The sequence below is a fragment of the Cyanobium sp. NIES-981 genome, assembly GCF_900088535.1.
In the GTDB taxonomy this organism is placed as follows: domain Bacteria; phylum Cyanobacteriota; class Cyanobacteriia; order PCC-6307; family Cyanobiaceae; genus NIES-981.
This window is the reverse complement of the sequence record NZ_LT578417.1, coordinates 1-25299: the sequence shown is the minus strand read 5'-3', so window position 1 is coordinate 25299 and position 25299 is coordinate 1. Positions and strand designations below refer to the sequence as shown.

General features: G+C 67.3%; 19 protein-coding genes, 4 tRNA genes and 3 rRNA genes. 9 read left to right on the top strand and 17 right to left on the bottom strand.

The annotated features are described in order from the left end of the window. Positions 1-50: 50 nt before the first annotated feature. The 4 genes from CBM981_RS00130 to CBM981_RS00115 form a co-directional block, all read right to left on the bottom strand. On the bottom strand, positions 51-3797 hold the full coding sequence (locus CBM981_RS00130; protein WP_087066652.1) for a hydantoinase B/oxoprolinase family protein: 3747 nt from the start codon (positions 3795-3797) through the stop codon (positions 51-53). Positions 3798-3834: 37 nt separating this feature from the next. Beyond that, on the bottom strand, positions 3835-4317 hold the full coding sequence (locus tag CBM981_RS00125; protein WP_157665266.1) for a hypothetical protein: 483 nt from the start codon (positions 4315-4317) through the stop codon (positions 3835-3837). Positions 4318-4507: 190 nt separating this feature from the next. Further along, on the bottom strand, positions 4508-4999 hold the full coding sequence (locus tag CBM981_RS00120; RefSeq protein ID WP_087066648.1) for a YajQ family cyclic di-GMP-binding protein: 492 nt from the start codon (positions 4997-4999) through the stop codon (positions 4508-4510). Positions 5000-5065: 66 nt separating this feature from the next. Next, a complete protein-coding gene (locus tag CBM981_RS00115; protein ID WP_225867436.1) occupies positions 5066-6043 on the bottom strand; it encodes a class I SAM-dependent methyltransferase in 978 nt (325 codons plus the stop codon). A gap of 101 nt (positions 6044-6144) precedes the next feature. Between CBM981_RS00115 and CBM981_RS00110 the strand changes: the two genes are divergently transcribed. After that, on the top strand, positions 6145-6585 hold the full coding sequence (locus CBM981_RS00110) for an MAPEG family protein (RefSeq protein WP_087066644.1): 441 nt from the start codon (positions 6145-6147) through the stop codon (positions 6583-6585). 40 nt (positions 6586-6625) lie between these two features. Here the strand turns inward: CBM981_RS00110 and CBM981_RS00105 are convergent, their stop codons facing one another. The 3 genes from CBM981_RS00105 to ebsA form a co-directional block, all read right to left on the bottom strand. Further along, the gene (locus tag CBM981_RS00105) at positions 6626-7138 is read right to left on the bottom strand and encodes a hypothetical protein (protein ID WP_006910726.1); all 513 of its coding nucleotides are present in this window, start codon (positions 7136-7138) and stop codon (positions 6626-6628) included. A 36-nt stretch (positions 7139-7174) separates the two neighbouring features. Beyond that, complete coding sequence (locus CBM981_RS00100) at positions 7175-8272, bottom strand: phosphotransacetylase family protein (RefSeq protein ID WP_087066642.1); 1098 nt, start codon at positions 8270-8272, stop codon at positions 7175-7177. Between the two features lie 91 nt (positions 8273-8363). After that, positions 8364-8846, bottom strand: a complete 483-nt coding sequence (ebsA, locus tag CBM981_RS00095; RefSeq protein WP_197686660.1) for a type IV pilus biogenesis protein EbsA — start codon at positions 8844-8846, stop codon at positions 8364-8366. Between the two features lie 138 nt (positions 8847-8984). Here ebsA and CBM981_RS00090 point away from each other — a divergent pair, with 138 nt between their 5' ends. Further along, positions 8985-9761 carry an NAD-dependent epimerase/dehydratase family protein gene (locus CBM981_RS00090; protein ID WP_087066640.1) on the top strand — a complete coding sequence of 259 codons (777 nt, stop codon included), beginning with the start codon at positions 8985-8987 and terminating at the stop codon, positions 9759-9761. A 67-nt stretch (positions 9762-9828) separates the two neighbouring features. Here the strand turns inward: CBM981_RS00090 and map are convergent, their stop codons facing one another. Then, on the bottom strand, positions 9829-10686 hold the full coding sequence (gene map, locus CBM981_RS00085; protein ID WP_087066639.1) for a type I methionyl aminopeptidase: 858 nt from the start codon (positions 10684-10686) through the stop codon (positions 9829-9831). A gap of 208 nt (positions 10687-10894) precedes the next feature. Here map and CBM981_RS00080 point away from each other — a divergent pair, with 208 nt between their 5' ends. The 6 genes from CBM981_RS00080 to gltX all read left to right on the top strand — a co-directional run bounded on the left by CBM981_RS00080 (position 10895) and on the right by gltX (position 14001). Beyond that, entirely contained in the window at positions 10895-11242 is a 348-nt protein-coding gene (locus tag CBM981_RS00080; protein ID WP_225867435.1) for a peptidase, read from the top strand. Between the two features lie 59 nt (positions 11243-11301). Next, the gene (gene rplS, locus CBM981_RS15720; RefSeq protein ID WP_225867434.1) at positions 11302-11853 is read left to right on the top strand and encodes a 50S ribosomal protein L19; all 552 of its coding nucleotides are present in this window, start codon (positions 11302-11304) and stop codon (positions 11851-11853) included. 62 nt (positions 11854-11915) lie between these two features. Then, a tRNA-Trp gene (locus tag CBM981_RS00070) sits at positions 11916-11988 on the top strand. A gap of 36 nt (positions 11989-12024) precedes the next feature. Then, entirely contained in the window at positions 12025-12213 is a 189-nt protein-coding gene (locus CBM981_RS00065; RefSeq protein ID WP_006043540.1) for a hyperconserved protein Hcp, read from the top strand. Between the two features lie 205 nt (positions 12214-12418). Further along, a tRNA-Asp gene (locus CBM981_RS00060) sits at positions 12419-12492 on the top strand. A 63-nt stretch (positions 12493-12555) separates the two neighbouring features. Beyond that, positions 12556-14001 (top strand): glutamate--tRNA ligase, encoded by a 1446-nt coding sequence (gene gltX, locus CBM981_RS00055; protein WP_087069059.1) that lies wholly within the window; start codon positions 12556-12558, stop codon positions 13999-14001. Here gltX and CBM981_RS00050 read toward each other — a convergent pair. From CBM981_RS00050 to CBM981_RS00040, 3 genes are read right to left on the bottom strand one after another with little or no spacing between them, the layout of a single operon-like run. Beyond that, positions 13933-15222, bottom strand: a complete 1290-nt coding sequence (locus CBM981_RS00050) for a cation:proton antiporter (protein WP_087066638.1) — start codon at positions 15220-15222, stop codon at positions 13933-13935. The genes gltX and CBM981_RS00050 overlap by 69 nt on opposite strands. Continuing rightward, on the bottom strand, positions 15219-15464 hold the full coding sequence (locus CBM981_RS00045) for a hypothetical protein (RefSeq protein ID WP_087066636.1): 246 nt from the start codon (positions 15462-15464) through the stop codon (positions 15219-15221). Before CBM981_RS00045 ends, CBM981_RS00050 begins: the two co-directional genes overlap by 4 nt. 23 nt (positions 15465-15487) lie before the next feature. After that, on the bottom strand, positions 15488-16021 hold the full coding sequence (locus CBM981_RS00040) for a DUF1643 domain-containing protein (protein WP_087066634.1): 534 nt from the start codon (positions 16019-16021) through the stop codon (positions 15488-15490). Positions 16022-16138: 117 nt separating this feature from the next. Here CBM981_RS00040 and polA point away from each other — a divergent pair, with 117 nt between their 5' ends. Beyond that, positions 16139-19090 carry a DNA polymerase I gene (gene polA / locus CBM981_RS00035; protein ID WP_087066632.1) on the top strand — a complete coding sequence of 984 codons (2952 nt, stop codon included), beginning with the start codon at positions 16139-16141 and terminating at the stop codon, positions 19088-19090. On the opposite strand, the gene CBM981_RS00030 is transcribed toward polA, so the two are convergent. From CBM981_RS00030 to CBM981_RS00005, 6 genes are all read right to left on the bottom strand, one after another. Then, on the bottom strand, positions 19032-19475 hold the full coding sequence (locus tag CBM981_RS00030) for a DUF6165 family protein (RefSeq protein WP_197686659.1): 444 nt from the start codon (positions 19473-19475) through the stop codon (positions 19032-19034). The two genes, polA and CBM981_RS00030, sit on opposite strands and share 59 nt — an antisense overlap. Before the next feature lie 124 nt (positions 19476-19599). Beyond that, positions 19600-19716: ribosomal RNA gene (rrf, locus tag CBM981_RS00025) — 5S ribosomal RNA — on the bottom strand. A 142-nt stretch (positions 19717-19858) separates the two neighbouring features. Further along, positions 19859-22746: ribosomal RNA gene (locus tag CBM981_RS00020) — 23S ribosomal RNA — on the bottom strand. A gap of 598 nt (positions 22747-23344) precedes the next feature. Continuing rightward, positions 23345-23417: transfer RNA gene (locus tag CBM981_RS00015), tRNA-Ala, on the bottom strand. Between the two features lie 35 nt (positions 23418-23452). Next, a tRNA-Ile gene (locus CBM981_RS00010) sits at positions 23453-23526 on the bottom strand. A 324-nt stretch (positions 23527-23850) separates the two neighbouring features. Continuing rightward, positions 23851-25299: ribosomal RNA gene (locus CBM981_RS00005) — 16S ribosomal RNA — on the bottom strand. Together the 16S, 23S and 5S rRNA genes with 2 tRNA genes alongside form the textbook arrangement of a ribosomal RNA operon.

Below are 25299 nucleotides of genomic sequence, written 5' to 3'. Positions count from 1 at the left end.
GAGCCCTCCTGCCTCAGCCCTCCGGCCCCGCCATCAGGCTCCGGGCAGGCTCACAAGGGCATGGCCTGCGGCGAAGGCTGCGCGGGGCCGTAGCCCCCTCCGCCGGGGGTTTCGATCAGGAGCCCATCCCCGGCCTCCACCTGGACCTCGGTGGATCCCGGCAGGTGCTCCACCCTGCCATCGGCGTGCTCCAGCCGGTTGCGACCCGGCTGCCCGGGCTCCCCTCCGGCCAGGCCGAAGGGCGGCACCCGCCGCGAGCCCGACAGCAGCGACACCGTCATCGGAGCGAGAAACCGCAGCCGCCGCACCACCCCGTCGCCGCCGGGCCAGCGCCCCGCGCCACCGCTGCCCCGGCGGATCCGGAACGTCTCCAGCCGCACCGGCAGACGCTCCTCGAGCACTTCCGGATCCGTGAGGCGCGAGTTGGTCATGTGGCTCTGCACGGCACTGGCGCCGGCAAAGCCCTGGCCCTCGAGATCCCTGCCGCCGCCGGTGCCGCCGCAGATGGTTTCGTAGTACTGCACCCGGCCGTCGCCGAAGCTCAGGTTGTTCATCGTGCCCTGGGCCGCCGCCTGCACGCCGAGGGCGGCGAAGAGAGCATTGGCCAGGGCCTGGGAGGTTTCCACGTTGCCGGCCACCACCGCCGCCGGCGGCTGGGGATGGAGCAGCGAGCCGGGCGGCACCACCAGCTCCAGGGGCTCGAAGCAGCCGGCATTGAGCGGGATGGCCTCCCCCACCAGGCAGCGGAACACGTAGAGCACCACGGCCCGGGTGATGGCCAGGGGGGCGTTGAGATTGCCGGGATGCTGGGGCGAGGTGCCGCTGAAATCCAGGCAGGCCACGCGGCGCCGCCGGTTGATCCGCACCTGCACGGCAATGCAGCTGCCGTCATCCAGGCTCACCCGGGCCGAGCCGTCCTGCAGCCGGGCCACCACCCGCCGCACCGCCTCGGCCGCATTGGCCTGCACATGGCCCATGTAGGCCCGCACCTCCGCCAGGCCGGCCGTGTCGATCAGCCGCTGCAGCTCAGCCACCCCGAGGCGGTTGGCCGCCACCTGGGCCTGGAGATCGGCCAGCAGCTGGTCGGGGTTGCGCACCGGGTGGGGGCCCCGGGCGAAACGGGCCCGCCAGGCCGGTTCATCCAGCTGGCCCTGATGCAGAAACAGCTGGTTGTCGAGCAGCAGCCCCTCCTCCTCGATGCGCCGGCTGAAGGCGGGCATCGAGCCCGGGGTGATGCCGCCCACGTCGGCGTGGTGGCCGCGGCTGGCCACGAAGAAGGCCGGTGCAGCGCTGTCCGCGCCAGGGACGAACACCGGCGTGATGGCGGTGATGTCCGGCAGGTGGGTGCCGCCGCCGAAGGGGTCGTTGGCGAGCACCACATCGCCCGGGGCCAGCGGCGGCCGCTCACCGCGGGCCACCGCCTTCATCAGGCTGGCCACGCTCTCCCCCATCGAACCCAGGTGCACGGGGATGTGGGGCGCATTGGCCACCAGCGCCCCGGCCCCGTCGAACACGGCACAGGAGAAATCGAGCCGCTCGCGGATGTTCACCGAGCGGGCGCTCTGCTGCAGCCGCACCCCCATCTGCTCGGCGATGGCGGAGAAGCGGTGGTTGTAGAGCTCCAGCAGGGTGGGATCCACACTGCCGGCCTGCCCGCCGATGCTCCCCGGCCCCCCGTCCGTCGTCGCCACGGCGGTGGCCTCCAGCAGCACCGCCTGATCCGGCAGCACCCGCCCCCGCCAGCCCTGCTCCAGCAGCGAAGTGCTGGTGGGATCCAGCAGCAGCGCCGGACCCTCCAGCCGCTGGCCCGGCTGGAGCTGCTCCCGGCGCCACAGGGGCACCGGCTGCCAGCCCCGCCGCTCGTCCAGCCACACCCGCACCAGCGCCACCCCGGCCCGCTCCGCCGCGACCTGCTCGGCCGCAGGGGCTGGGGCGGATCCTGGGGGCTCGGGAGGCTCGGGAGGAGCCACTTCCAGCAGCAGCCGCCCCACCACCAGCTCCCCACTGCCCAGCTCGGGGGCATGGCCGAACCGCTCGCGGTGCTCCGCCAGAAAGGCCTCGTGCAACGCCTCGGCCGCCTGGCCTGGGGTCCAGGGCACCAGCAGGCCATCCTCCCGGCCGGGCAGGCAGAGCTCCAGGGAACACCAGCTGCGCACCTCCTGCTGGGCCCCCTCCAGGTCGCCCGCGGCATGGAGTTCGGCGCCACCCTGCCGCCGCAGCTCGGCGGCCAGGCGCTCCAGGCGGGGCAGGCTGGACGGGATCAGGGGCAGGTCGGGAGCGCACTCCTGCAGGGACCGCTGCTCCGCCCGGCCGATGCCGTAGGCGGACAGCACGCCGGCCAGAGGATGGAGCAGCACCTGCCGGATGCCCAGGCAGCGCGCCAGGCGGCAGGCATGCTGGCCGCCGGCACCGCCGTAGCTCACCAGCAGCGCCTGGCGCAGATCGTGGCCGCGCTCGATCGAGATCCTGCGGATCGCCGCCGCCATGGTTTCGATGGCGATCCGCAGGGCGCCGGCGGCCACCTGCTCGGGGGTGATGCCGGGTGAGCTGGGCGCCATCGCGGCGGCCAGCTCGGCGAAGCGCTGCTGCACCGCCTCCAGATCGGCCGGCTGGTCGGCACCTGGACCGAACACCGGCGGCAGCGCAGCGGCCGGCAACCGCCCCAGCAGCAGATTGGCGTCGGTGATCGTGGCGGGGCCGCCGCGGCGGTAGGCGGCGGGTCCTGGGTCGGCTCCGGCGGATTCGGGCCCCACGATCAGCCGCTGGCCGTCAAAGCGGAGGATCGAGCCCCCGCCGGCCGCCACGGTGTGGATCGGCAGCATCGGGGCCCGCAGCCGCAGGCCGGCGATCTCCGTCTCCGGCTGCCGTTCCCAGGCCAGGGCGCCGCGGCCGGGGTCCCAGTGGAACACATCGGTGGAGGTGCCCCCCATGTCGAAGCCCACCACGGGGATCGGGGGGTGGCCGGCGGCCCCCAGGGCCTCCTGGGCCACGGCCACGGCCCCCACCATCCCACCGGCCGGCCCGGAGAGGATCGTGTCCTTGGCGTGCAGGAATGCCGGCGCCACAAGGGCTCCGCTGGAGCCGAGCACCCGCAGCCGGGTGGCCGACCCCAGGGCGGCCTCCACCTGCTGGAGGTAGGCCCGCAGCACCGGGGCCACCGCCGCCTCCACCAGGGCGGTGTGGCCGCGCGGCACCAGCCGGGGCTGGGCACTGAGCCGGTGGGAGAGGGCCACCGCCTCGAAGCCGAAGCCGGCAAGCCAGGCGGCCAGCTGCCGCTCATGGGCAGGCTGGCGATGGCTGTGCAGCAGCGCCACCGCACAGCTGCCGTACCCCTCAGCGCGGGCCTGGCGCACCCTCGCGGCCAGGGGGGCATCAAGCCGCAGGGGGGTGAGTTCGCGGCCCTCGGCGTCAAGGCGGCCCCCCACCTCGAGCACCCTCACCCGCAGGGGCTGGGGCCGGTGGATGGCCAGGGCGAAGATGTCGGGGCGGTGCTGGTCGCCGATGCGCAGCAGATCCCCCAGCCCCCGGTTGATCAGCAACACCACACCCGCGCCGCGCTGCTCCAGCAGGGCGTTGGTGGCCACGGTGGTGCCCAGCCGCAGCTCGGCGATCGGATCGCCAGCGGCCATGGCCCGGATGGCCCGGGCCGCGGGATCACCGGGCCGGTCCGGCTGCACCGAGAGCACCTTGCGCACCTGGATCCGCCCCGAGGGGGCCAGGCCGATCACATCGGTGAAGGTGCCGCCGCGATCGATCCAGAACCGCCAGCCCTGGGGGGACCGGGCACGGGTGGTCACGCTCTGGAGCTGCCGGGCGGCGCCAGGCTACGCAGACTCAGCTCAGGCCCGAAGCGAGCGTGACGCGCAACTTGTCCAGCGGCACGCCATTGAAGCCGTAGACCCCATTGCCGTAGCTGCGCAGATCGTTGAAGCGGAAGGTCTTGTTGATGTTGCGCAGCCGCACCACATCCTCTCGGCCGAAGTTCTTGATCACGAAGCGCTGCATGTGATTGAAGGGGCCGTGTTCGCGGGTGGTGTTGGTGAACACGAACACATCACGCACCCGATCATTACCGAAATCAATCACACTGTTGGCTCGCTTGGTGATGGCACCGGCCTGGCCCCCAAAGATCACCTTGTCGCGATCCTTGTTGCCGCGGTAGTTGAAGCTGGCAAACATGCCGCGGTTGACGTACACGCGATTCACATCGCCGTCCGTTGCACCGGCACTCACCCTCGTGCGGGACACCACGGGCTGACCGGCCCAGCCATTGTTGCCTACAAGACTGAACTTTCCTTTCTTCACGGATTGACGCATCCAGGAAGGTCGGTTCCGGACTTTCCAATCACTCATTGTCAGGACTTTGGCCTCTCGACGGCACCGTAACAAACGATTCCGGGCGGTCGAGGCTGGACAGCCTGATCACTGTTCCACCCCCTGAAGCACTTGACAGCAAAGGTAGTGGCCGGAAAGAGAGAGAAACCGGGACGGCCCAGGAGCTGGCTGCTCAGCGGTAGTTCTCGAACTGGAGCGGCACCTCCACGTCCTGCTCCCTGAGCAGCTGGATGGCGGCCTGCAGATCGTCCTTGTTCTTGCCGGTGATGCGCAGGCTTTCCCCCTGAATCGCCACCGACACCTTCTTGAGGGTGTCGCGCACCGTCTTGCTGAGCTCCTTGGCCAGCTCCTTGCTCAGCCCCTTGCGCAGCTTCACCTCCTGCTTCACCCGGTTGCCGCCCACGGCCTCCGGCGGCTGGAAATCGAAGATCTTGAGCGAGAGATTGCGCTTGGTGGCCTTCTGGCGCAGCACGTCCTCCACCGCCTGCAGGGTCATGTCGCTGGCGGTGGTGATGGTGAGGCTGGTCTCCTCCAGATCGATGGTGGTGGCGGAGTCCTTGAGGTCGTAGCGCTGCGACACCTCGCGCCGCACCTGGTCGAGGGTGTTCACCAGTTCCTGACGGTCGAAATCGGAAACGACGTCGAAGGAAAAGGTGTCAGCCATGGAGCGCGCAACCGTGGAAACCTGGGCCAGCCTAGAAAACGACCCCGATCACCCTGCGATCTCCCCTCAGCGGCAGGCCACCAGCACCCGATGGCGCGGGTCGCAGGCCTGGCTGCGCACCGCCCGGAAACCGGCCTGCCGCAGGGCCTCCGGCAGATCGAGGCGGAAATAGTCCTCCAGGTAGGGCTCGGTGCTCTTGAGCAGGGTGGCGATCGGTGCGGGCAGCCGCCGGATCACGGCCGAGTCGGGATCCTGATCCACCAGGGCGATCACCCCGCCGGGGCGAAGCAGGCGCGCCGCCTCCTCAAGCACGGCGGCGGTGGCGGTGGCGGGCAGCTCGTGGCACACGAACTGCAGCGTGATCAGATCGAGGCTGGCCTCCGGCAGACCCGTGACCTCCGCGGCGGCGTGGTGCCAGGCATGGATCTCGCCCCGGCCGTCCCGCACCCGGGCCACCGCCAGCATGTGGGGGGAGAGATCCAAGCCGCTCACCCGCACCGGATCCTCCTGGCGCTGCTCCAGCCAGCGCTTCAGCGCCAGGGTGCCCACCCCCACCGAACAGCCCAGGTCCAGGGCGTCGTGCACCGCACGGCCCGCCAGGCTGGGCTCGATGGCCGCGAAGATCGCCTGGCGCAGCCGCCCCTGGGCCTGCTGGGGGCTGAGCGTTTCCCCCGGCCACACCCGCAGCGCCATGGCATCGGTGGCCTGCTCGGCCTCGCAGGCCGCCGCCCAGCAGAGATTGCCCTCGCCGTAGGCGTGGAAGCGGGCGCGGTAGTAGGGCGGCGTGACGGTGGCCGGGCAGCCGGAGGCGGCGAGCAGCGGCTCGGCCTGGCGCTGCAGCTGCTGGCGGCGCAGCCTCCAGGCGATGCCGCGCCGCTCCGCGGTGCGGATGATCAAGCGGCGCGCCTGGAGGAACATCAGCTGCCGCAGCGGCTCCACCGCCAGCAGCGCCTTGATCAGGCGGCCGATCGGGTGGCGGTCGTCCACCCAGTTGGGTGGGGCGCCGGCGGCCGGGGAGGGGGCTGGAGTCACGGCTGGCGGCATGGCAGGGGTCACGGCTGGCGGCATGGCCGCCTGATCCTGGCTCCACGGGCTGCGAGCATGCTGGCGATCGGCAGTCCGTCTGTCACGGTTTCCTTTTCGCCATGTCGCTGTCCGCCACCGCCGCTCCCTTCGCCTGGTCGCTGGCACTGACCGGAGCCGTGGTGGTGCTGAGCACCGTGCCCCTGGGGGCGGCCCGCTCCCAGGCCGACTTCAGCCTGAGCGATCTGCAGGCCCCCCGGGCGATGTTCGAGCGGCTCTCCCCCTGGGGCAAGCGGGCGGCCTGGGCCCATCAGAACAGTTTCGAGGCCTTCACCCTCCACGCGCCGGCAGCTCTGCTCTGCCTGATCGTGGCCCTGGCCTCGCCGGGGGGCCTGACGGCACCGGTCGCCGTGGCGGTCGCCTGGATCCATCCGCTGCTGCGGCTCGCCTATCTGGCGGCCTACATCGGCAACCTGCCGCCCCTGCGGGGGCTGTGCTGGGCCGGCGGGCTGATCTGCAGCGGCGTGCTCTACGTGGAGGGGCTCAGGGCCCTGCTGGGCTGAGGGCTGAGCAGGGCCGAGACTCCGGCAGCCGCCGGCAGGATCAGTCGAAGTAGAGCAGGCTCACCACCTTGCCCATGTCCTCGGCCACCCGCACGCTGGCCAGCAGCGTTTCGCTGTCGTGGAAGGCGTAGCAGATCAGCTGGTCGCAACGGCTGATGATGTCCTGGTTGCAGAGGCTGCTGGCCATCGGCAGGGGCAGCTCATCGTGCTCGGGCTTCTCCACCAGGTGCAGCACCCGCTCGAGCTGGTCGCGGGATTCCACCGGCTGGCGGTCCAGGCTCTGGGGGAGCAGCACGGTGAGCCGGCCGGGATCGATCTCCAGCACGCTGCGGATCACGGCGGCGTTCACCCCCTGGGATCCGGAGGTGATCAGGTTGTGGCCTTCCTGCGCCAGGGAGCGGGCCACCACTTCCACCAGGTGAATCGACACCACCGGCACATGGCGGCTGCCGAGAATGGCAATCCTGCGCTTGCTGCGATCCTGCAGCATCGCCAGCTCCTGAGCGAGGGTGTCGATCCGATCGAGGGAAGGCAGATCGAGGGATCGGGTCACCGCAAGATCGCAGGCTGCGCCATGAAACTAGCAGCGTTATTGCGCCAATGCGGGCAGCCGCAGGCGAGTGAAAAGGCGGCTGAAATCGCAGTATTCCTCCACCAGCCGGAAGGCGTAGGTGGCCTTGACAGCTTCGTGGAGGCGCACATGGCCGAAGGCCTGCTCGATCACCTCCACCGTGGTGAGGGTGTCGTGCTCCACCTTGAGCAGGGGCACGTCCAGCTCCTCGGCACGGGTGAGCAACTGGGGCAGGGGGTCACCGGCACCGGTGAGGATCAGGCACTGGGTGGAGGCCTCCAGGGCCGCCAGCTGGATGTCGGTGCGATCGGCTCCGGTCACCACCGCCATGTTGCGGCGGCGGCGGAAGAACTCCATCGCCGAATTCACGTTCATGGCGCCGATCGAGAGGGTTTCCACCAGCAGATCGAGGCGGTCGCGGCAGCAGAGCACCTCGGCCCCCAGCCGCCGGGCCAGTTCCTCCACGGTCACGCTGCGCAGCAGGGGGCTGCGGGGCATCACCCCCAGGATCGGGATGCCGAGATTCTCGAGGGCTGGCACCACGTCGTCAGCCATCTGGGCAATCATCGACGGGTTGACCGCGTTCAGCACCACCCCGGCCAGGTGCTCTCCCAGGGCGGCGCGGGCCGCCAGCAGGGAGTCGACGCTGCGGCTGTCCGTCCAGGGCTGCACCAGCAGCACCGGGGCCTCCAGGGCACGGGCCAGCTGGGGCAGGCTCAGTCCGTAGAGGAGCCCCTCGTGCAGGCTGCCGGCCGCTTCGAGCAGGGCCACCCCGCCGGCGGTCTGGGCCAGCTGCTCCTTCAGGGCACTGAAACCCGGGCCGGCGGAGAGATTGCCCGCCAGCAGCCGCTGGCGCGCCAGGGCCGGCTCCATGGCATCCAGCGACGGAATCAGCTGGTGGTCCTCCAGGCCCAGGGTGGCGCCCACGAAACGCACATCCGGGTCCACCAGGGGTTCCCCGGCGGGGGGAAGCCCATCCGCCTCGAGGCTGGTGGCCAGGGGTTTGCCGAAACGCACCTCCAGGCCCTGAAGACGCAGCTGGCGAGCGAGCCCCAGCACCACCGCCGACTTGCCGCTGAACGGTTCACAGGAGCCGATCAGCAGGGTGGGAGCCATACTTCAACCTCGCTGAGGACTGCCGTCGTGCGGTCAATGTAGGGACCCCCAACCCACGGCGCCGCCCGTACGGAACGGGGCCGCAACTGGTTCAGCCGGTCTGGGCCGCCGGCCATGCCCCTGCCACCTGTGCCCCTGCCGCCCGTGCTGCCTCCTGCTGGGCTCTCTCCAGTTGGGCACCCTCCAGAGGATCGCCCAGCAGCAGCCACCGCCAGAACGCCTCCGGCAGCTCGCGCTGGCGCCGCAGCATCAGCCACTGCACCAGCTGGTAGGCGGGGAGCTGGAAGTCGTAGGTCACGGCCGGGTGCGCGGGAAACCGCAACGCGCAGCTGAGCAGCTCGAGAGGGGCCAGCTCACCGGACCAGTGCAGGTGGAACCCAAGCGACCGGCCACCCTCCAGGCGGCGCTCGCCGGACCAGCTGCCCCTGATGAGCACCACCATGGCCTCCTGGAGGCTGATCTGACGGCTCACACCGCCGCAGTAGGGGGCAAACAGGGGAATGAGGGGCTCCACGTCGCTCGCGCTCGTCAGGAAGGTGCCGTTCTGAACGGAGGCGGCATCGGAGAAGGCCATCAAACGGTGGAGCGCAGGTCTGGGGGCGTGGGCGGTGGGGTCGCCATGCAGCAGGATTCTGGCGGTCCCCCGGCCAGGTGGCCGGAACGGCCCTCGCAGCCCCGGTGCCAGGGGGCGGATCCGCGCCATGATCCGGGCATGAGCGAGAGCAGCAGGGAGGCCACGGGCCGAACCGTGGCGATCACGGGAGCCAGTGGGGCGCTGGGCCAGGCCCTGCTGCGCGAGTGGCATCGCCGCGGGGCTCGCCTGATCGCCCTCTGCGCCGGCGACCGTCCCCTCGAGCTGCGCGACAGCGGTGGCGCCCCCATCCCCCTGCGGCAGGTGCAGTGGTGCGCGGGCCAGGAGAGCGCCCTGCGGCCGCTGCTGCAGGAGGTGGACGTGCTGGTGATCAACCACGGCATCAATGTTCACGGAGCGCGCACGCCTGAGGCCGTGAGCAGTTCGCTGGAGGTGAATGCCCTCAGCGGCTGGCGGCTGCTGGAGCTGTTCGCGGCTGTGGTGGCCGAGCGAGACAGCGAAGGCCCGGGCGCAGGTGCCGCAGGGGGTGGGCGGCCGGAGGTGTGGCTGAACACCTCGGAGGCGGAGATCCAGCCGGCCGTGAGTCCGCTCTACGAGATCAGCAAGCGGCTGCTCGGCCAGCTCCTGAGCCTGCGGGCTCTGGATCTGGGCCGGGAGCTGAAACTTCGCCGGCTGGTGCTGGGACCCTTCCGTTCGGCCCTCAACCCGGTGGGGCTGATGTCTCCGGCTTTCGTGGCCCGCCAGGTGCTCTGGCAGGCGGAGCTGGGCCTGGGGCTGATCATCGTGACCCCCAACCCACTCACCTATGTGCTGATGCCCCTCACCAGCGCCGGCCGCTGGCTGTATTACAGCCTCTTCAGCAGCGCCTCGGCCCAGGAGCCAGCGGGGCCGTGCTGATCCTGCGCTCGGGTTGTCGCCTCCGCTCCGGCCCCCGGAGAACCCAGCCCCCGGAGAAACCAGCGTCTCAGAAGTCCCGGTCGGTGAGGATCTCGCAGCCGTCGCTGGTCACGGCGATGGTGTGCTCCCACTGGGCCGAGAGGCTGCCGTCCACCGTCACCACGGTCCAGCGGTCGCGCAGGGTGCGGCAGGCCTTGCTGCCGGCGTTCAGGATCGGCTCCACGGCCAGGGTCATGCCGGCCCGCAGGGTCATGTTGGGGAGGTCGCGGGTGCGGAAGTTGAACACCGAGGGCTCCTCGTGCAGGTTCCGGCCCACGCCGTGGCCGGTGTAGTCCTCCACCACCGCGTAGCCGTGGGCTTCCACGTGGTCCTGCACGGCACCGGCGATGTCCAGCAGGGTGCTGCCGGCCTTGATGCGGGAGAGGCCCTGCATCAGCGATTCCTGGGCCACCCGGGCCAGCCGCCGGGCTTCCTCCGGGGTCTCCTCCCCCACGCAGATGGTCACGCAGCTGTCGCCGTGGTAGCCGTCGAAGTAGGCGCCGGTGTCCACCTTGAGCAGGTCGCCGGGCTTGATCACCCGCTTGCTGCTGGGGATGCCGTGCACCACCTCGTTGTTGATCGAGGCACAGATGCTGGCCGGGAAGCCGTGGTAACCCTTGAAACTGGGCGTGGCCCCCATCTCGCGGATCCGCTTCTCGGCGTGGGCGTCCAGGTCTCCGGTGGTGATGCCCGGCACGGCCAGGTCAAACATCTCCCGCAGCACGGTGGCCACGATGCGGCTGGCCTGGCGCATGGTGGCGATCTCCCGCGCCGACTTCACCTCCACGCCGCGCCGGATCTTCGGGATGCGCGGCCCCGTTTCCACCAGGGGCGAAGGCGCTCCGGCGGCGCGGGTGCTGGCCAGCAGATCGGCAAAGAGATTCATGGCGGGGGGTCCCTCAGTTGGGCTGGGTCGGGCGGCGGGAAGGGGAGCGACCCTCCAGCGGAAGCGCTTGGTGGCAGAGATTCTGGCGGAGCCTGGCCAGCAGTGCCGGGGCAGCCTGCCTGCGCATCACTGCCTGGGTAGTCCTGCCTGCGTAGTCCTGCCTGCGCATCATGGTGGACACCCTGCGCCTCCCAGCCCCCTCCACCCCGTGACGCCCTCGGATGTGAAGCCGGATGTGAAGCCCGCGGCCCGGCTGGTGCTGCGCTGGCGTGGGCTGCATGCCGCCGTGGCTCCGCTGGTGCTCTTGCCACTGCTGCTCACGGTGGCCACGGGCATGGGCTACCGGCTGCTGCGCGACTGGGGCGGCCTGGGCCGCGATCAGGCCCACGTGCTGATGGTGCTGCACGAGGGCGAATGGCTGCGGGCCTGGTTCGGACCCAACGGCGAAACGGTGTACGTGCTGCTCAACGGCCTCGGCCTGCTGTGGATGCTGGTGAGCGGGGGGGCGCTGGCGCTGCAGCGGCTGCGCCGCCGGCTGGCCAGGACCCGGGGGTGAGGGGAGGGGTGCCAACGAGCCGGTACACTGGCGGTTTGGCCAGGCGACGCGGAGCTGAGATGGCGGCTGAGGACAATCAGAACACGATCGGCACGGAGATCGGCACCGAACAGGGCGACACCGAACAGGGCGGCACCGACCTGAGCGACGCGGCCCAGGCTGCGGCCACCCCGGGCGACGACGCTCCGGTGGAGGAGAGTGCGGCCCCCGTGGCCACGGCCACCCAGCCGGCGGTGAAGGCCAGAACCGGAAAGATGAGCGCCCAGGCCCTGATCCAGGCCTTCGAGGCCGAGCAGCTCAAGGACGAACTCCCCCAGATCTACGTGGGCGACACCGTGAAGGTGGGGGTGCGGATCCGCGAAGGCAACAAGGAGCGGGTGCAGCCTTACGAGGGTGTGGTGATCGCCAAGCGCCACGGCGGCCTCAACGCCACCATCACGGTGCGCCGGATCTTCCAGGGCGTGGGCGTGGAGCGGATTTTCCTCCTCCACAGCCCCCAGGTGGCGTTTGTCAACGTGGAGCGGCGCGGTAAGGTGCGCCGGGCGAAGCTTTTCTACCTGCGCGATCGGGTGGGTAAAGCCACCCGGGTCAAGCAACGCTTCGACCGCTGACGATCACTCCGTCAGGAGTCTTCCTCCAGCATCGTCATTTTCATCCTGGGGACATCGGCCCTGCGCCGTTAGTTCAGTTGGTAGAACGCAGGTCTCCAAAACCTGATGTCGGGGGTTCAAGTCCTCCACGGCGCGTTCGATGTCCCCATCTGCTGTTTCGTGGTTCCGGACATGGAGTTGGATTTACAACCCGGTGATGTCGTCAAGGTGCTCGAATCCGCCGCCCTGGGCTGGGTTCGCGCACGGGTGATCCGGGTCAAATCCGGTGGTCGGGTCGTTGTTCAGAGTGATCAGGGGCGTGAATTCACCGCCCGCGGCAACCAGGTGCGGCTGATCGAACCGGCCGGATTCCGGCCCTGACACGATCACTGGCCCCATCCCCGTCGCAGGGGTCCCGACCCTCCCCAATCAGTTGACGATGGGGCCAGTGATCACGGATACTTTTCAGGTCGCCAAAGCGCCCACACCCCAAGCCTGCCGGCCCTTCACCGGACCGACCAGCCCTTGAACCTGGGCCGCCAATCAACGACACCACCCGACGGCCCCAGCGCCCGAAGGTCAGCCTGGGACTGTAGTTCAATCGGTTAGAGCACCGCCCTGTCACGGCGGAAGTTGCGGGTTCGAGCCCCGTCAGTCCCGTTCCCACCACCGGTGCCCGCCGGTGGACACCCAGGAGTTCAGCAGGTGACCACAGCTGGCGCGGTGCGTGTGCGTCTCGCCCCCAGCCCCACCGGCACCCTCCACATCGGCACGGCCCGCACGGCGGTGTTCAACTGGCTGTTCGCCCGCCACCACGGCGGAGCGTTCCTGCTGCGGATCGAGGACACCGACCGCGAGCGCAGCCGCGCCGAGTACACCGAGAACATCCTGGAGGGCCTGCGCTGGCTCGGACTCACCTGGGACGCTGAGCCGGTGATCCAGAGTGAACGGCAGGCGGAGCACGACGCCGCCATCCGGCAGCTGCTGGCGAACGGCAAGGCCTACCGCTGCTACGCCAGCGAGGCCGAACTCACCGCCATGCGGGAGCAGCAGGCCGCCAGCAAGCAGGCGCCCCGCTACGACAACCGCCACCGCCATCTCACGCCGGAGCAGGAACAGGCCTTCATCGCCGAGGGCCGTGAGCCGGTGATCCGCTTCCGCATCGACGACGACCGCACCATCACCTGGACCGACCTGGTGCGCGGCGAGATGCGCTGGAGCGGCGCCGATCTCGGCGGCGACATGGTGATCGCCCGCCGCGCCCCGGCCGATCGCATCGGCGACCCGCTCTACAACCTGGTGGTGGTGGTGGACGATGCCGCCATGGCCATCAGCCACGTGATCCGCGGCGAGGACCACATCGCCAACACGGCCAAGCAGCTGCTCCTCTACGAGGCCCTCGGCGTCGAGCCGCCCGTGTTCGCCCACACCCCCCTGATCCTCAACCAGGCGGGCAAGAAGCTCTCGAAGCGCGATGGGGTGACCTCCATCAGCGAGTTCCGGGCGATGGGCTACACGGCTGCGGCCCTGGCCAACTACATGACCCTGCTGGGCTGGTCGCCGCCGGAGGGCATGGGGGAGCGCTTCAGCCTGGAGCAGGCGGCGGCGGTGTTCGGCTTTGAGCGGGTGAACCGGGCCGGCGCCCGCTTCGACTGGGACAAGCTCAACTGGCTGAACGGCCAGGTGCTGCGCGAGGAGGGCCCCGAGGCCCTGCGGCAGCAGCTGCTGCCGCTCTGGCAGGCCAGGGGCTGGGGGGATCCCGACGCGGACGGGGCCAATCCGGTTCACGCCGATGCCGCCTGGCAGCGGGATCTCTGCGAGCTGATCGGCCCCTCCCTCACCCTGCTGGCCGATGGCGTGGAGCAGGCCGGGCCGTTCTTCCGCCAGCCGCCGCTCGATGACGGCGCCAGCCAGCAGCTGGAGACCGACGGGGCCCGGCCGGCCCTGGCGGCCCTGCTGGCCCAGCTGCCGCCCGGCCCCCTGGGCGCGGATCAGGCCCAGGCCCTGCTGGGTGAGGCCGTCCGTGCGGCCGGGGTGAAGAAGGGGGTGCTGATGAAGAGTCTGCGGGCGGCGCTGCTGGGCAGCCTGCAGGGGCCCGACCTACTCGCCACCTGGCTGCTGCTCCACCGCAGCGGCGACGATCGCGGCCGGATCAGCCGCTGCCTCTGAGCCCTCCGCGGCGGGCTCGCCGTCGGCCTCCTGGATCAGCCCCAGCCAGCCGGCCAGGGGCCCGGCACTCAGCCCCTGCAGCCCCACCGTGAGCAGGATGGTGAGAAACACCAGGCCCTGAAGCCGGCCGGCCCCCACCACCCCGGCCTGCTCCAGCCGGATGGCGAAGAGGCTCGCCACGGCGGCGGTCACGATGCCCCGGGGGGCCAGCCAGCTCAGCAGGGTCTGCTGCTGCAGCGAGAAGCCCATGCCCCAGGTGGCGAGGCTGATCGCCAGCGGACGCACCACCAGCATCAGGGCCAGCACACAGGCCACGCCGCCCCAGCCGAGCGGGCTGAGCTGGGCGAAGCTCACGTCGGCGGCCAGCAGGGGGAACAGCATGGTGATCGCCAGCTGGGCCAGCTGGCGGATCAGGGCATCGAGCTCGGCGGCCTCGCTCTCCAGCCGCCGGCCCACCACCACGCCGGCGGCCACCGCCGCCGGCAGGCCCGACTCCGCCAGCACCTGCTCGGCGCCGGTGAACATCAGGAACAGGGTGCCGAGGGTGAGCTGGAGCCGCAGGGGTTCGGTGCGCGGCTCCACCGGCAGGCGCTGCAGCACCACCGACAGGAGCCCGCCGGCGGCGGCACCGAGCAGCACGCCGCCCCCCAGGCGCAGCAGGAGGCCCAGGGCCAGCTCCCGCCAGCCATGCAGGTTGCCCAGCACCAGCTCGAGCAGCAGCAGGGCCAGCACGGCACCGATCGGCTCCAGCACGAGCCCCTCCCCCTCCAGCACCTCCCCCAGGGGAGCCCGCAGCCCGATCTGGCGCACCAGCGGGTTCACCACCGTGGGACCGGTGGCCAGCACGATGGCGCTGAACACCGCCGCCAGCGGCCAGTCGAGGCCCGCCAGGCCATGGGCCAGCAGCAGCCCCCCCACCAGGGCCACCAGCAGCCTCACCCCGGTGATGCGCAGCACCGCCTGGCGGGTGCCATCGGCGGGCAGCCGCAGGTTGAGGCCGCCGTCGAACAGCACCAGGCTCACGAACAGGCCCACCACGGTCTCGAGCCCGTCGCCCAGGTCGAGGGGCTCCACCAGGCCCAGGCCGGCCCGGCCGATCAGCAGGCCGGCACTGAGCAGCAGCACCACCCCGGGCAGGCCGGTGAGCCAGGCCAGAGCCTGGGCGATGGCTCCGGCAAAGACCGTGACCCCCCAGAGCAGTCCGAGCCGCTCAGGGGTCATGCATCGTCGTTCGCACTGAACCGGGGCTCCACGTGGATGCCGATCACGGCGGAGGGACGCACCACGATGTATTCGCCCTCCAGCTCCGAGATCGGCACATTCACGAACGTGTCCGGGGCCGAGGCCGTGAGCACCCCGCTGTACCAGTCCTGGAAGGCCTGCAGGGTGGGGAAGGTGACCGTCTTCGTCTGACCACCACTCATGTGCAGATGGACGCTGTAGCGCCGGGGGATGCGGGACATGGCGGGAGGGCCGGACGCAGGCATCAGGTGTGCCCAGGATGGCCCAGCGCCTTCGGAATGCGCCAGCTCCAGGGCTCCAGCACCGCCGTGGCGGGCACGTAGAGGGGATGGCGGGGGTGACCGCCGGCCGTCTGCCCGACGGCCAGCAGGGCGCGGGACTGCAGCAGGGGCACGAGCTGCAGCAGCCGCCGGCCGCTCCAGCTGCCGGCAGCGCCCCAGCCCACCCACACGGGCGCCTGGGGCAGCAGGGCCAGCCGCCGCCCAAGCCACAGGTCGTTGGCGCCGCCCACCGGCTGCGGCAGCCGCCGCAGCAGGGCCGGGGCGGGGGTGATGCGGGCGTAGAGGTTGAGCACCTCCAGGGCACCGAAACCCCAGCCCCGGGCCAGCCCCACCAGGCGCCGCAGGGTGGGATCGTCGCGGCGGCCATCGGCCCGGGAGGGGTTGCAGCCCAGGAACAGCAGGGGCGGCAGGGCCGGATCCCAGCAGCGCCGCAGCCACCAGCGGTAGCGGCCGCAGGGGCTGAAGCGGGCCTTGCCCCGGATGTCCTGCCTGCCCATGCCCAACCGAACCGCCCCCCGCTGCTGCCCCCAGCATGCAGCGCCCAACAGGCAGCGCCAGCCTGCCGGCAGTGGCGGGCGAGTGGCAGGCTGGGGCGGCGATCGGACAGGAGCGGCGTGGCAGCAGCGGAACCCAACGGCGCCAGGCCGCTGCTGCTGCTGATCGACGGCCACTCCCTGGCCTTCCGCAGCTTCTACGCCTTCAGCAAGGGCGGCGAGGGCGGCCTCAGCACCAAGGGAGGGGTGCCCACCTCGGTGACCTATGGCTTCCTCAAGGCCCTGCTCGACCACTGCAAGGGGCTGGAACCGAAGGGGCTGGTGGTGGCCTTCGACACGGCCGAGCCCACCTTCCGCCACGACGCCGACGCCGCCTACAAGGCCCACCGCGACGAGGCCCCGGAGGCCTTCTTCCAGGACCTGGCCAACCTGCAGACGATCCTGCGCGAGAGCCTCGACATCCCCCTGTGCATGGCGCCGGGCTACGAGGCCGACGACGTGCTCGGCACCCTGGCCAACCGGGCCGCCGACGCCGGCTGGCGGGTGCGCATCCTCTCCGGCGACCGCGACCTGTTCCAGCTGGTGGATGACAGCCGCGACATCGCCGTGCTCTACATGGGCGGCGGCCCCTATGCGAAGAACAGCGGGCCGCTGGAGATCCGCCGCGAGGGGGTGATCAGCAAGCTGGGCGTGACGCCGGAGGAGGTGGTGGACCTCAAGGCCCTCACCGGCGACAGCAGCGACAACATCCCGGGGGTGAAGGGGGTGGGCCCCAAGACCGCGATCAACCTGCTGGCGGCCTACGAGCACCTCGATGGCATCTACGCAGCCCTGGAGAGCCTGGAAGGGGCAGGCCCGAAGGCCAGGGATCCCAAGGGCGTGCTCAAGGGAGCCCTGATCGGCAGGTTGAAGGACGACCGCGACAACGCCTTCCGCTCGCGGATGCTGGCCGAGATCCTGGTGGACATCCCGCTGCCGCAACCGCCGCGGCTGGAGCTGGGACAGGTGGATCGCGAAGCCCTGCGCAGCAGCCTCGAGGAGCTGGAGCTGGGCAGCCTGGCCCGCCAGGTGGAGCGGTTCGCCGCCCTGTTCTCGGCGGACCCCCCGGCGGAGCCGGCCCCCGCTGATTCCGCCAAGGAGACCGCCACCGCAACCGCCCCCCCGGGCCCTCCGCCCCTGCAGCCCCAGCTGATCACCAGCCCCGAAGCCCTGGCCGCGCTGGTGCAGCGGCTGCTGGGCTGCACCGATCCGGCGGCGCCGGTGGCGCTCGACACCGAGACCACGGCACTCAATCCCTTCCGGGCGGAGCTGGTGGGCCTTGGCGTGGCCTGGGGCGAGGGGCTGGCCGAGCTGGCCTACATCCCCATCGGTCACCAGCCGGCGGCAGGGGCCGACCTGCTCAGCGAAGGCGAGCCGCCGCCCCCGCAGCTCCCCCTCGATCAGGTGCTCACGGCGCTGGCCCCCTGGCTGGCCAGTGCCGAGCACCCCAAGACGCTGCAGAACGCCAAGTACGACCGGCTGATCCTGCTGCGCCATGGCCTCGCGCTGGGCGGTGTGGTGATGGACACCCTGCTGGCCGACTATCTGCGCGATGCCAACGCCAAGCACGGCCTGGAGGTGCTGGCCCAGCGCAACCTCGGCTTCACGCCCACCAGCTACGGCGAGCTGGTGCCGAAGGGATCCAGCTTCGCGGCCGTGCCGATCGAGGCGGCCGCGCGGTACTGCGGCATGGATGTGCACGTGACCCGCCGGCTGAGCCCGCTGCTGCGCCACCAGCTCGAAGAGCTGGGTCCGGCCCTGCCGGCGCTGCTCGATCAGGTGGAGCTGCCGCTGGAGCCGGTGCTGGCCCAGATGGAGGCCACGGGCATCCGCATCGACACGGCCTACCTGCAGGAGCTGGGCCGGGAGCTGGGGGCCACCCTGGAGCGGCTGGAGGCCGAAGCCCGCGAGGCTGCGGGGGTGGACTTCAACCTGGCCAGCCCCAAGCAGCTGGGGGAGCTGCTGTTCGACACCCTGGGGCTCGAGCGCAGGAAATCCCGCCGCACCAAGACCGGCTGGAGCACCGATGCCACCGTGCTGGAGAAGCTGGAGGACGACCACCCGGTGGTGCCGCTGGTGCTGGAGCACCGCACCCTCAGCAAGCTGAAGAGCACCTACGTGGATGCGCTGCCCAGCCTGATGGAGCCGGAAACCGGGCGGGTGCACACCGATTTCAACCAGGCGGTGACGGCCACCGGGCGCCTCTCCAGCAGCAACCCCAACCTGCAGAACATTCCCATCCGCACGGAGTTCTCCCGGCGGATCCGCAAGGCCTTCCTGCCGCAGGAGGGCTGGAGCCTGATCAGCGCCGACTACTCCCAGATCGAGCTGCGCATCCTCACCCACCTGTGCGGCGAGGAGGTGCTGGTGGAGGCCTACCGCAACGGCGACGACGTGCATGCCCTCACCGCCCGGCTGCTGCTGGAGAAGGAGGAGGTGACCCCACAGGAGCGGCGGCTGGGCAAGACGATCAATTTCGGGGTGATCTACGGCATGGGCGCCCAGCGGTTCGCCCGTGAAACGGGCGTCAGCCAGGCCGAAGCCAAGGACTTTCTCAGCCGCTACAAGCAGCGCTATCCCCGGGTGTTCGCCTTTCTGGAGCTGCAGGAGCGGCTGGCCCTCAGCCGGGGCTACGTGGAGACGATCCTGGGGCGGCGCCGGCCCTTCGCCTTCGATCCGAGCGGCCTGGGACGTCTCCGCGGCAAGGATCCGCTGGCGATCGATCTGGAGGTGGCCCGCCGCGGCGGCCTCGAGGCCCAGCAGCTGCGCGCCGCCGCCAACGCCCCGATCCAGGGCTCCAGCGCCGACATCATCAAGCTGGCCATGGTGCGGCTGCAGCAGGTGCTCACCCAGCAGGCCCTGCCGGCGCGGCTGCTGCTGCAGGTGCACGATGAATTGGTGCTGGAGGCAGCTCCGGACGTCCTGGACCAGGTGCGCGCCCTGACGCGCAGCACCATGGAGCAGGCGGTGGAGCTCACGGTGCCGCTGGTGGCGGAAACGGGGGTGGGGCCGAACTGGATGGAGGCGAAGTAGGCCGGGGGGCTCCGTACACCTTCTCTTCGATCAGCGGACTGCCACAGGCCAGGCTGATGGCCCGCTTGAGGGCGGCGCGGCGGTCGTTGAGGCGATGGATGCTGCGGGCGGTGTCCACGAACGCCGCGCCGAAATCCAGGGCCCGGTCGTGGGCGCGGATGGCATCCTCCGCCTCCCACAGCTGGGCATTCACGGCCCGCAGCTGCTGCAGCAACGGGCTCGGGATGGAGAGGCCGGACTGCTCCAGCACCTGCTGCAGCAGCTGGTGCTCCTGCTGCACATGGGCGAGGGCCTCACCCTCGATGTGCTGGCACTTGAGTTCGAGAATAGTGATCTTGTCGATCAGCTCACCCACCGAAACCGGGATCTGAACCAAGGGCGCCATGGATCCTCACCAGCCGGTACTAGCCACAAAAAGGACCATACAAAAGGCCACAAAAAAAGCCACCCGCAGGTGGCTTCCGGCCTGCCTCACGCAGGACCTTCTTCTTTGGAGCAGCAATAGTTTTACCTGGCATCGACCTATTTTCTCAGGGGGCTACCCCCCAAATATCGTCGGCGCTGCAGCGTTTCACAACCGAGTTCGAGATGGATCGGTGTGGTTCCACTGCGCCATGGACACCAGGATAGTCGTCGCGCTCCCAGGTGAACCCTGAGAACTGCATAGGTTAGATCCTGATCACCTGCCCCACCTGACTCCCCTCTGCAGGGGCACCAGGCCTGGCTGTGATCAACATCCTCTGGAATCAAGCACAAGAGCTCGAGTTGATGGTCAAGCCCTCGGTCTATTAGTACTCCTCCGCTTCACACATTACTGCGCTTCCACGTAGAGCCTATCAACGGGTGTTCTTCCCGTGACCTTACTGGCTTATGCCATGGGAATACTCATCTTGAGGTGGGCTTCCCACTTAGATGCTTTCAGCGGTTATCCTCTCCGCACATGGCTACCCAGCGTTTACCGTTGGCACGATAACTGGCACACCAGAGGTGCGTTCCTCCCGGTCCTCTCGTACTAGGGAGAAATCCTCTCAATATTCCTGCGCGTGCACCGGATATGGACCGAACTGTCTCACGACGTTCTGAACCCAGCTCGCGTACCGCTTTAATGGGCGAACAGCCCAACCCTTGGGACCGACTTCAGCCCCAGGTTGCGATGAGCCGACATCGAGGTGCCAAACCTCCCCGTCGATGTGAACTCTTGGGGGAGATCAGCCTGTTATCCCTAGAGTAACTTTTATCCGTTGAGCGACGGCCCTTCCACTCAGAACCGTCGGATCACTAAAGCCGAGTTTCCTCCCTGTTCGACTTGTAGGTCTCACAGTCAAGCCTGCTTCTGCTTTTACACTCGTCGGCTGATTTCCAACCAGCCTGAGCAGACCTTTGCGCGCCTCCGTTACCTTTTAGGAGGCGACCGCCCCAGTCAAACTGCCCACCTGATACTGTCCAGCACCCGGATAACGGGTTGCTGTTAGAACTCTAGCTCGGAAAGAGTGGTATCTCACCAGTGGCTCACCATCACCCGCAAGCAATGGTTCATAGCCTCCCACCTATCCTGCGCATTCCGAGCCCGAGCACAATACCAAGCTACAGTAAAGCTTCATAGGGTCTTTCTGTCCGGGTGCACGTAGTCCGCATCTTCACAGACAATTCTATTTCGCCGAGCCTCTCTCCGAGACAGCGCCCAGATCGTTACGCCTTTCGTGCGGGTCGGAACTTACCCGACAAGGAATTTCGCTACCTTAGGACCGTTATAGTTACGGCCGCCGTTCACCGGGGCTTCAGTCGCCAGCTTCGCTTTCGCTGACCGGCTTCCTTAACCTTCCGGCACTGGGCAGGCGTCAGCCCCCATACATCGTCTTGCGACTTAGCGGAGACCTGTGTTTTTGGTAAACAGTCGCCTGGGCCTCTTCACTGCGACCACCTCGCGGTGGCACCCCTTCTCCCGAAGTTACGGGGCCATTTTGCCGAGTTCCTTAGAGAGAGTTACCTCGCGCCCCTCGGTATTCTCTACCACCCCACCTGTGTCGGTTTCGGGTACAGGCCATCATGCCTTAACGGGTATAGGGCTTTTCTTGGAAGCTTGACATCATCCACTTCGCGGCCGTAGCCGCTCGTACTCACGCCTCAGCTCAGGACGTTTTCGCCGTCCCTCAACACCTCGAACGCTTGAACCAGTAACCAACGTCTGGCTGGACTAGCCTTCTCCGTCCCCCTTCCCAAAACATGACAGGTACAGGAATGTTGACCTGTTGTCCATCGACTACGCCTTTCGGCCTCGCCTTAGGTCCTGACTAACCCTCCGCGGACGAGCCTGCCGGAGGAACCCTTAGGGTTTCGGGGCATGGGATTCTCACCCATGTTTTCGCTACTCAAGCCGACATTCTCACTTCCATGCAGTCCACGCCCGCTTACGCTAACGCTTCACCCCACATGGAACGCTCCCCTACCATTCACATGTTCCTAAGAACATTTAAATCCGCAGCTTCGGTACAATGCTTAGCCCCGTTCATTTTCGGCGCAGGATCGCTCGACCAGTGAGCTATTACGCACTCCTTTGAGGATGGCTGCTTCTAGGCAAACCTCCTGGTTGTCTGGGCAATCCCACCTCCTTTATCACTCAGCATTGATTTGGGGACCTTAGCTGGCGGTCTGGGCTGTTTCCCTTTCGACCATGGAGCTTATCCCCCACAGTCTGACTGCCTCGCTTCACACAGGGTATTCAGAGTTCGTCTCGATTTGGTACCGCTCTCGCAGCCCGCACCGAAACGGTGGCTTTACCCCCCTGCTGGAGCACGAGACGCTACGCCTCAACGTATTTCGGGGAGAACCAGCTAGCTCCGGGTTCGATTGGCATTTCACCCCTAACCACAGCTCATCCGCTGATTTTTCAACATCAGTCGGTTCGGACCTCCACTTGGTATCACCCAAGCTTCATCCTGGCCATGGTTAGATCACCCGGGTTCGGGTCTATAAACACTGACGATCGCCCTATTCAGACTCGCTTTCGCTATGGCTCCACCATTCCCGGTTTAACCTGCCAGTGCCTATAAGTCGCCGGCTCATTCTTCAACAGGCACACGGTCACCCGATCAGTCGGGCTCCCATTGCTTGTAAGCTCACGGTTTCATGTTCTATTTCACTCCCCTCCCGGGGTTCTTTTCACCTTTCCCTCGCGGTACTGTTGCGCTATCGGTCACACAGGAGTACTTAGCCTTACGAGGTGGTCCTCGCGGATTCACACGGAATTTCACGTGCTCCGTGCTACTCGGGATACAGCTAGCTCAGTTCGATTTTCGGTTACGGGGCTTTCACCCTCTGTGGCGCGCCATTCAAACGCTTCTCCTAATCTCCCTGATACACGTTGCTGTCCCACAACCCCGATGCTCGAAAGCATCGGTTTAGGCTTGTCCCCGTTCGCTCGCCGCTACTGAGGGAGTCGTTTTTACTTTCCTTTCCTCCAGCTACTAAGATGTTTCAGTTCGCTGGGTTGGCTCGCACCGCCCTATGGATTCAGGCGGCCGTTCTAGGGGTTGCCCCATTCGGAAATTCCCGGATCAAAGCGTGTTTCCAGCTCCCCGAGACTTATCGCAGGTAACCACGTCCTTCATCGCCTCTGTGTGCCAAGGTATCCACCGTGAGCCCTTTGTAGCTTGACCATTTAAACTCCCAGTGCTTCAGGTTGTTGACACCTATTCTCTCACCATTCCATTCACACGCTCAGGCAACAGCTTCCATCACCCTCATCGGATGATCGTTGCCACTGCCCTCACGCGTTCGCTGGAATGCTGGATCAGACTCTCCCCTCCTCGGCGGAAGGCAAAAGAACACTGAAAGCTCTCGGCTCTTGTCTCCATAGAATTGCCGATTCCCGCACGCTCTTGGTACTGGCTCATCGCCACTCCCTCCAGCGCAGGAAATCAAGCCTCCATGAGATGCTTTCTTTCCAGACTCACCTATGCAGTTGTCAAGGTTCTGCTGTCTTCTCTCTGTCAACTCACGCTCACAGAGTGAATCCAGCATCGGCTCAATCGTTGATCACCGTTGATGATCAGGAATGAGCAGAGGCTGAACTCCGCAGCTATCATCCGCAGCCATCAAAATCTCTCTTGATGCTGCTGAAACCTACCGTCTGTCTGGTCACCTCCTCACGCCTTGCTTCCTGGCGATCGGGTTTCTGGCTTTCGGGGTGTCCCGCCTGCATTCCGGCTCGGCAGCAACATCATCGTGCTCCCTTGCCTTCCCGCGCTGCGTCAGTGGAGGTTAGCGGACTCGAACCGCTGACATCCTGCTTGCAAAGCAGGCGCTCTACCAACTGAGCTAAACCCCCAGCCGGCAAGTCCTGCCTGCTGGGCAGGCGGCGAATGGGCCATCCTGGACTTGAACCAGGGACCTCACCCTTATCAGGGGTGCGCTCTAACCACCTGAGCTAATGGCCCAGGAAGGAATCTCCCGCAACACGTCTTCCTCCAAGAGATTGTCCTCTCGGACCCTCTCCTCTCGCAAGCCACGGTCTGGGAGCTCGTGGGGTGACCTAGACAACGTTTAGGAACTGAAAAAGATCGCACAGCCTCACCAAATCCAGCACCGTCACAGCTTGACCCTCGCGGATCTCCCTGCTTCAGCCTTGCTTCAGTTCGCTGACTCTCTCCTTGAGGTACCGATCGACCTTCGAGATGACAGGACCGTGGCCTGAGACAATTGGGCCCTTCAGACTTTCGTCCTCGTGGCGCTCAGACATCACAATCAGTTGTGTCTCCCTGTTAGGAGGTGATCCAGCCGCACCTTCCGGTACGGCTACCTTGTTACGACTTCACCCCAGTCATCAGCCCCACCTTCGGCGTCCTCCTCCACAAGGGTTGGAGTAACGACTTCGGGCGTGGCCAACTTCCATGGTGTGACGGGCGGTGTGTACAAGGCCCGGGAACGTATTCACCGCAGTATGCTGACCTGCGATTACTAGCGATTCCTCCTTCACGTAGGCGAGTTGCAGCCTACGATCTGAACTGAGCCACGGTTTATGGGATTTGCTAGCTCTCGCGAGTTTGCTGCCCTTTGTCCGTAGCATTGTAGTACGTGTGTAGCCCAGGATGTAAGGGGCATGATGACTTGACGTCATCCACACCTTCCTCCGGTTTATCACCGGCGGTCTCTCTAGAGTGCCCAACTTAATGCTGGCAACTAAAGACGTGGGTTGCGCTCGTTGCGGGACTTAACCCAACATCTCACGACACGAGCTGACGACAGCCATGCACCACCTGTCTCTGCGCTCCCGAAGGCACTCCCCGATTTCTCAGGGATTCGCAGGATGTCAAACCCTGGTAAGGTTCTTCGCGTTGCATCGAATTAAACCACATACTCCACCGCTTGTGCGGGCCCCCGTCAATTCCTTTGAGTTTCACACTTGCGTGCGTACTCCCCAGGCGGAACACTTAACGCGTTGGCTACGACACCGAGGGGGTCGATTCCCCCGACACCTAGTGTTCATCGTTTACGGCCAGGACTACAGGGGTATCTAATCCCTTTCGCTCCCCTGGCTTTCGTCCATGAGCGTCAGTTATGGCCCAGCAGAGCGCCTTCGCCACTGGTGTTCTTCCCGATATCTACGCATTTCACCGCTACACCGGGAATTCCCTCTGCCCCTACCACACTCTAGTCTTGTAGTTTCCATTGCTTAAATGGAGTTGAGCTCCACGCTTTAACAACAGACTTTCAAGACCGCCTGCGGACGCTTTACGCCCAATAATTCCGGATAACGCTTGCCACTCCCGTATTACCGCGGCTGCTGGCACGGAATTAGCCGTGGCTTATTCCTCAAGTACCGTCAGATCTTCTTCCTTGAGAAAAGAGGTTTACAGCCCAGAGGCCTTCATCCCTCACGCGGCGTTGCTCCGTCAGGCTTTCGCCCATTGCGGAAAATTCCCCACTGCTGCCTCCCGTAGGAGTCTGGGCCGTGTCTCAGTCCCAGTGTGGCTGATCATCCTCTCAGACCAGCTACTGATCGATGCCTTGGTAGGCTCTTACCCCACCAACTAGCTAATCAGACGCGAGCTCATCCTCAGGCGAAAACTCATTTCACCTCGCGGCATATGGGGTATTAGCGGCCGTTTCCAGCCGTTATCCCCCTCCTGAGGGCAGATTCTCACGCGTTACTCACCCGTCCGCCACTCACCCGAAGGTGCGTTCGACTTGCATGTGTTAAGCACGCCGCC

Coding starts and splice junctions, on each gene's coding strand:
- CBM981_RS00090 (WP_087066640.1), top strand. CDS start 8,985: ATGAGCGAGAGCAGCAGGGAGGCCACGGGCCGAACCGTGGCGATCACG.
- rplS (WP_225867434.1), top strand. CDS start 11,302: ATGGCGGCTGAGGACAATCAGAACACGATCGGCACGGAGATCGGCACC.
- ebsA (WP_197686660.1), bottom strand. CDS start 8,846: ATGGCCTTCTCCGATGCCGCCTCCGTTCAGAACGGCACCTTCCTGACG.
- CBM981_RS00110 (WP_087066644.1), top strand. CDS start 6,145: ATGTCGCTGTCCGCCACCGCCGCTCCCTTCGCCTGGTCGCTGGCACTG.
- CBM981_RS00120 (WP_087066648.1), bottom strand. CDS start 4,999: ATGGCTGACACCTTTTCCTTCGACGTCGTTTCCGATTTCGACCGTCAG.
- CBM981_RS00065 (WP_006043540.1), top strand. CDS start 12,025: ATGGAGTTGGATTTACAACCCGGTGATGTCGTCAAGGTGCTCGAATCC.
- CBM981_RS00100 (WP_087066642.1), bottom strand. CDS start 8,272: ATGGCTCCCACCCTGCTGATCGGCTCCTGTGAACCGTTCAGCGGCAAG.
- CBM981_RS00050 (WP_087066638.1), bottom strand. CDS start 15,222: ATGACCCCTGAGCGGCTCGGACTGCTCTGGGGGGTCACGGTCTTTGCC.
- CBM981_RS00125 (WP_157665266.1), bottom strand. CDS start 4,317: ATGCGTCAATCCGTGAAGAAAGGAAAGTTCAGTCTTGTAGGCAACAAT.
- CBM981_RS00030 (WP_197686659.1), bottom strand. CDS start 19,475: ATGGCGCCCTTGGTTCAGATCCCGGTTTCGGTGGGTGAGCTGATCGAC.
- CBM981_RS00115 (WP_225867436.1), bottom strand. CDS start 6,043: ATGCCGCCAGCCGTGACTCCAGCCCCCTCCCCGGCCGCCGGCGCCCCA.
- CBM981_RS00040 (WP_087066634.1), bottom strand. CDS start 16,021: ATGGGCAGGCAGGACATCCGGGGCAAGGCCCGCTTCAGCCCCTGCGGC.
- CBM981_RS00045 (WP_087066636.1), bottom strand. CDS start 15,464: ATGTCCCGCATCCCCCGGCGCTACAGCGTCCATCTGCACATGAGTGGT.
- map (WP_087066639.1), bottom strand. CDS start 10,686: ATGAATCTCTTTGCCGATCTGCTGGCCAGCACCCGCGCCGCCGGAGCG.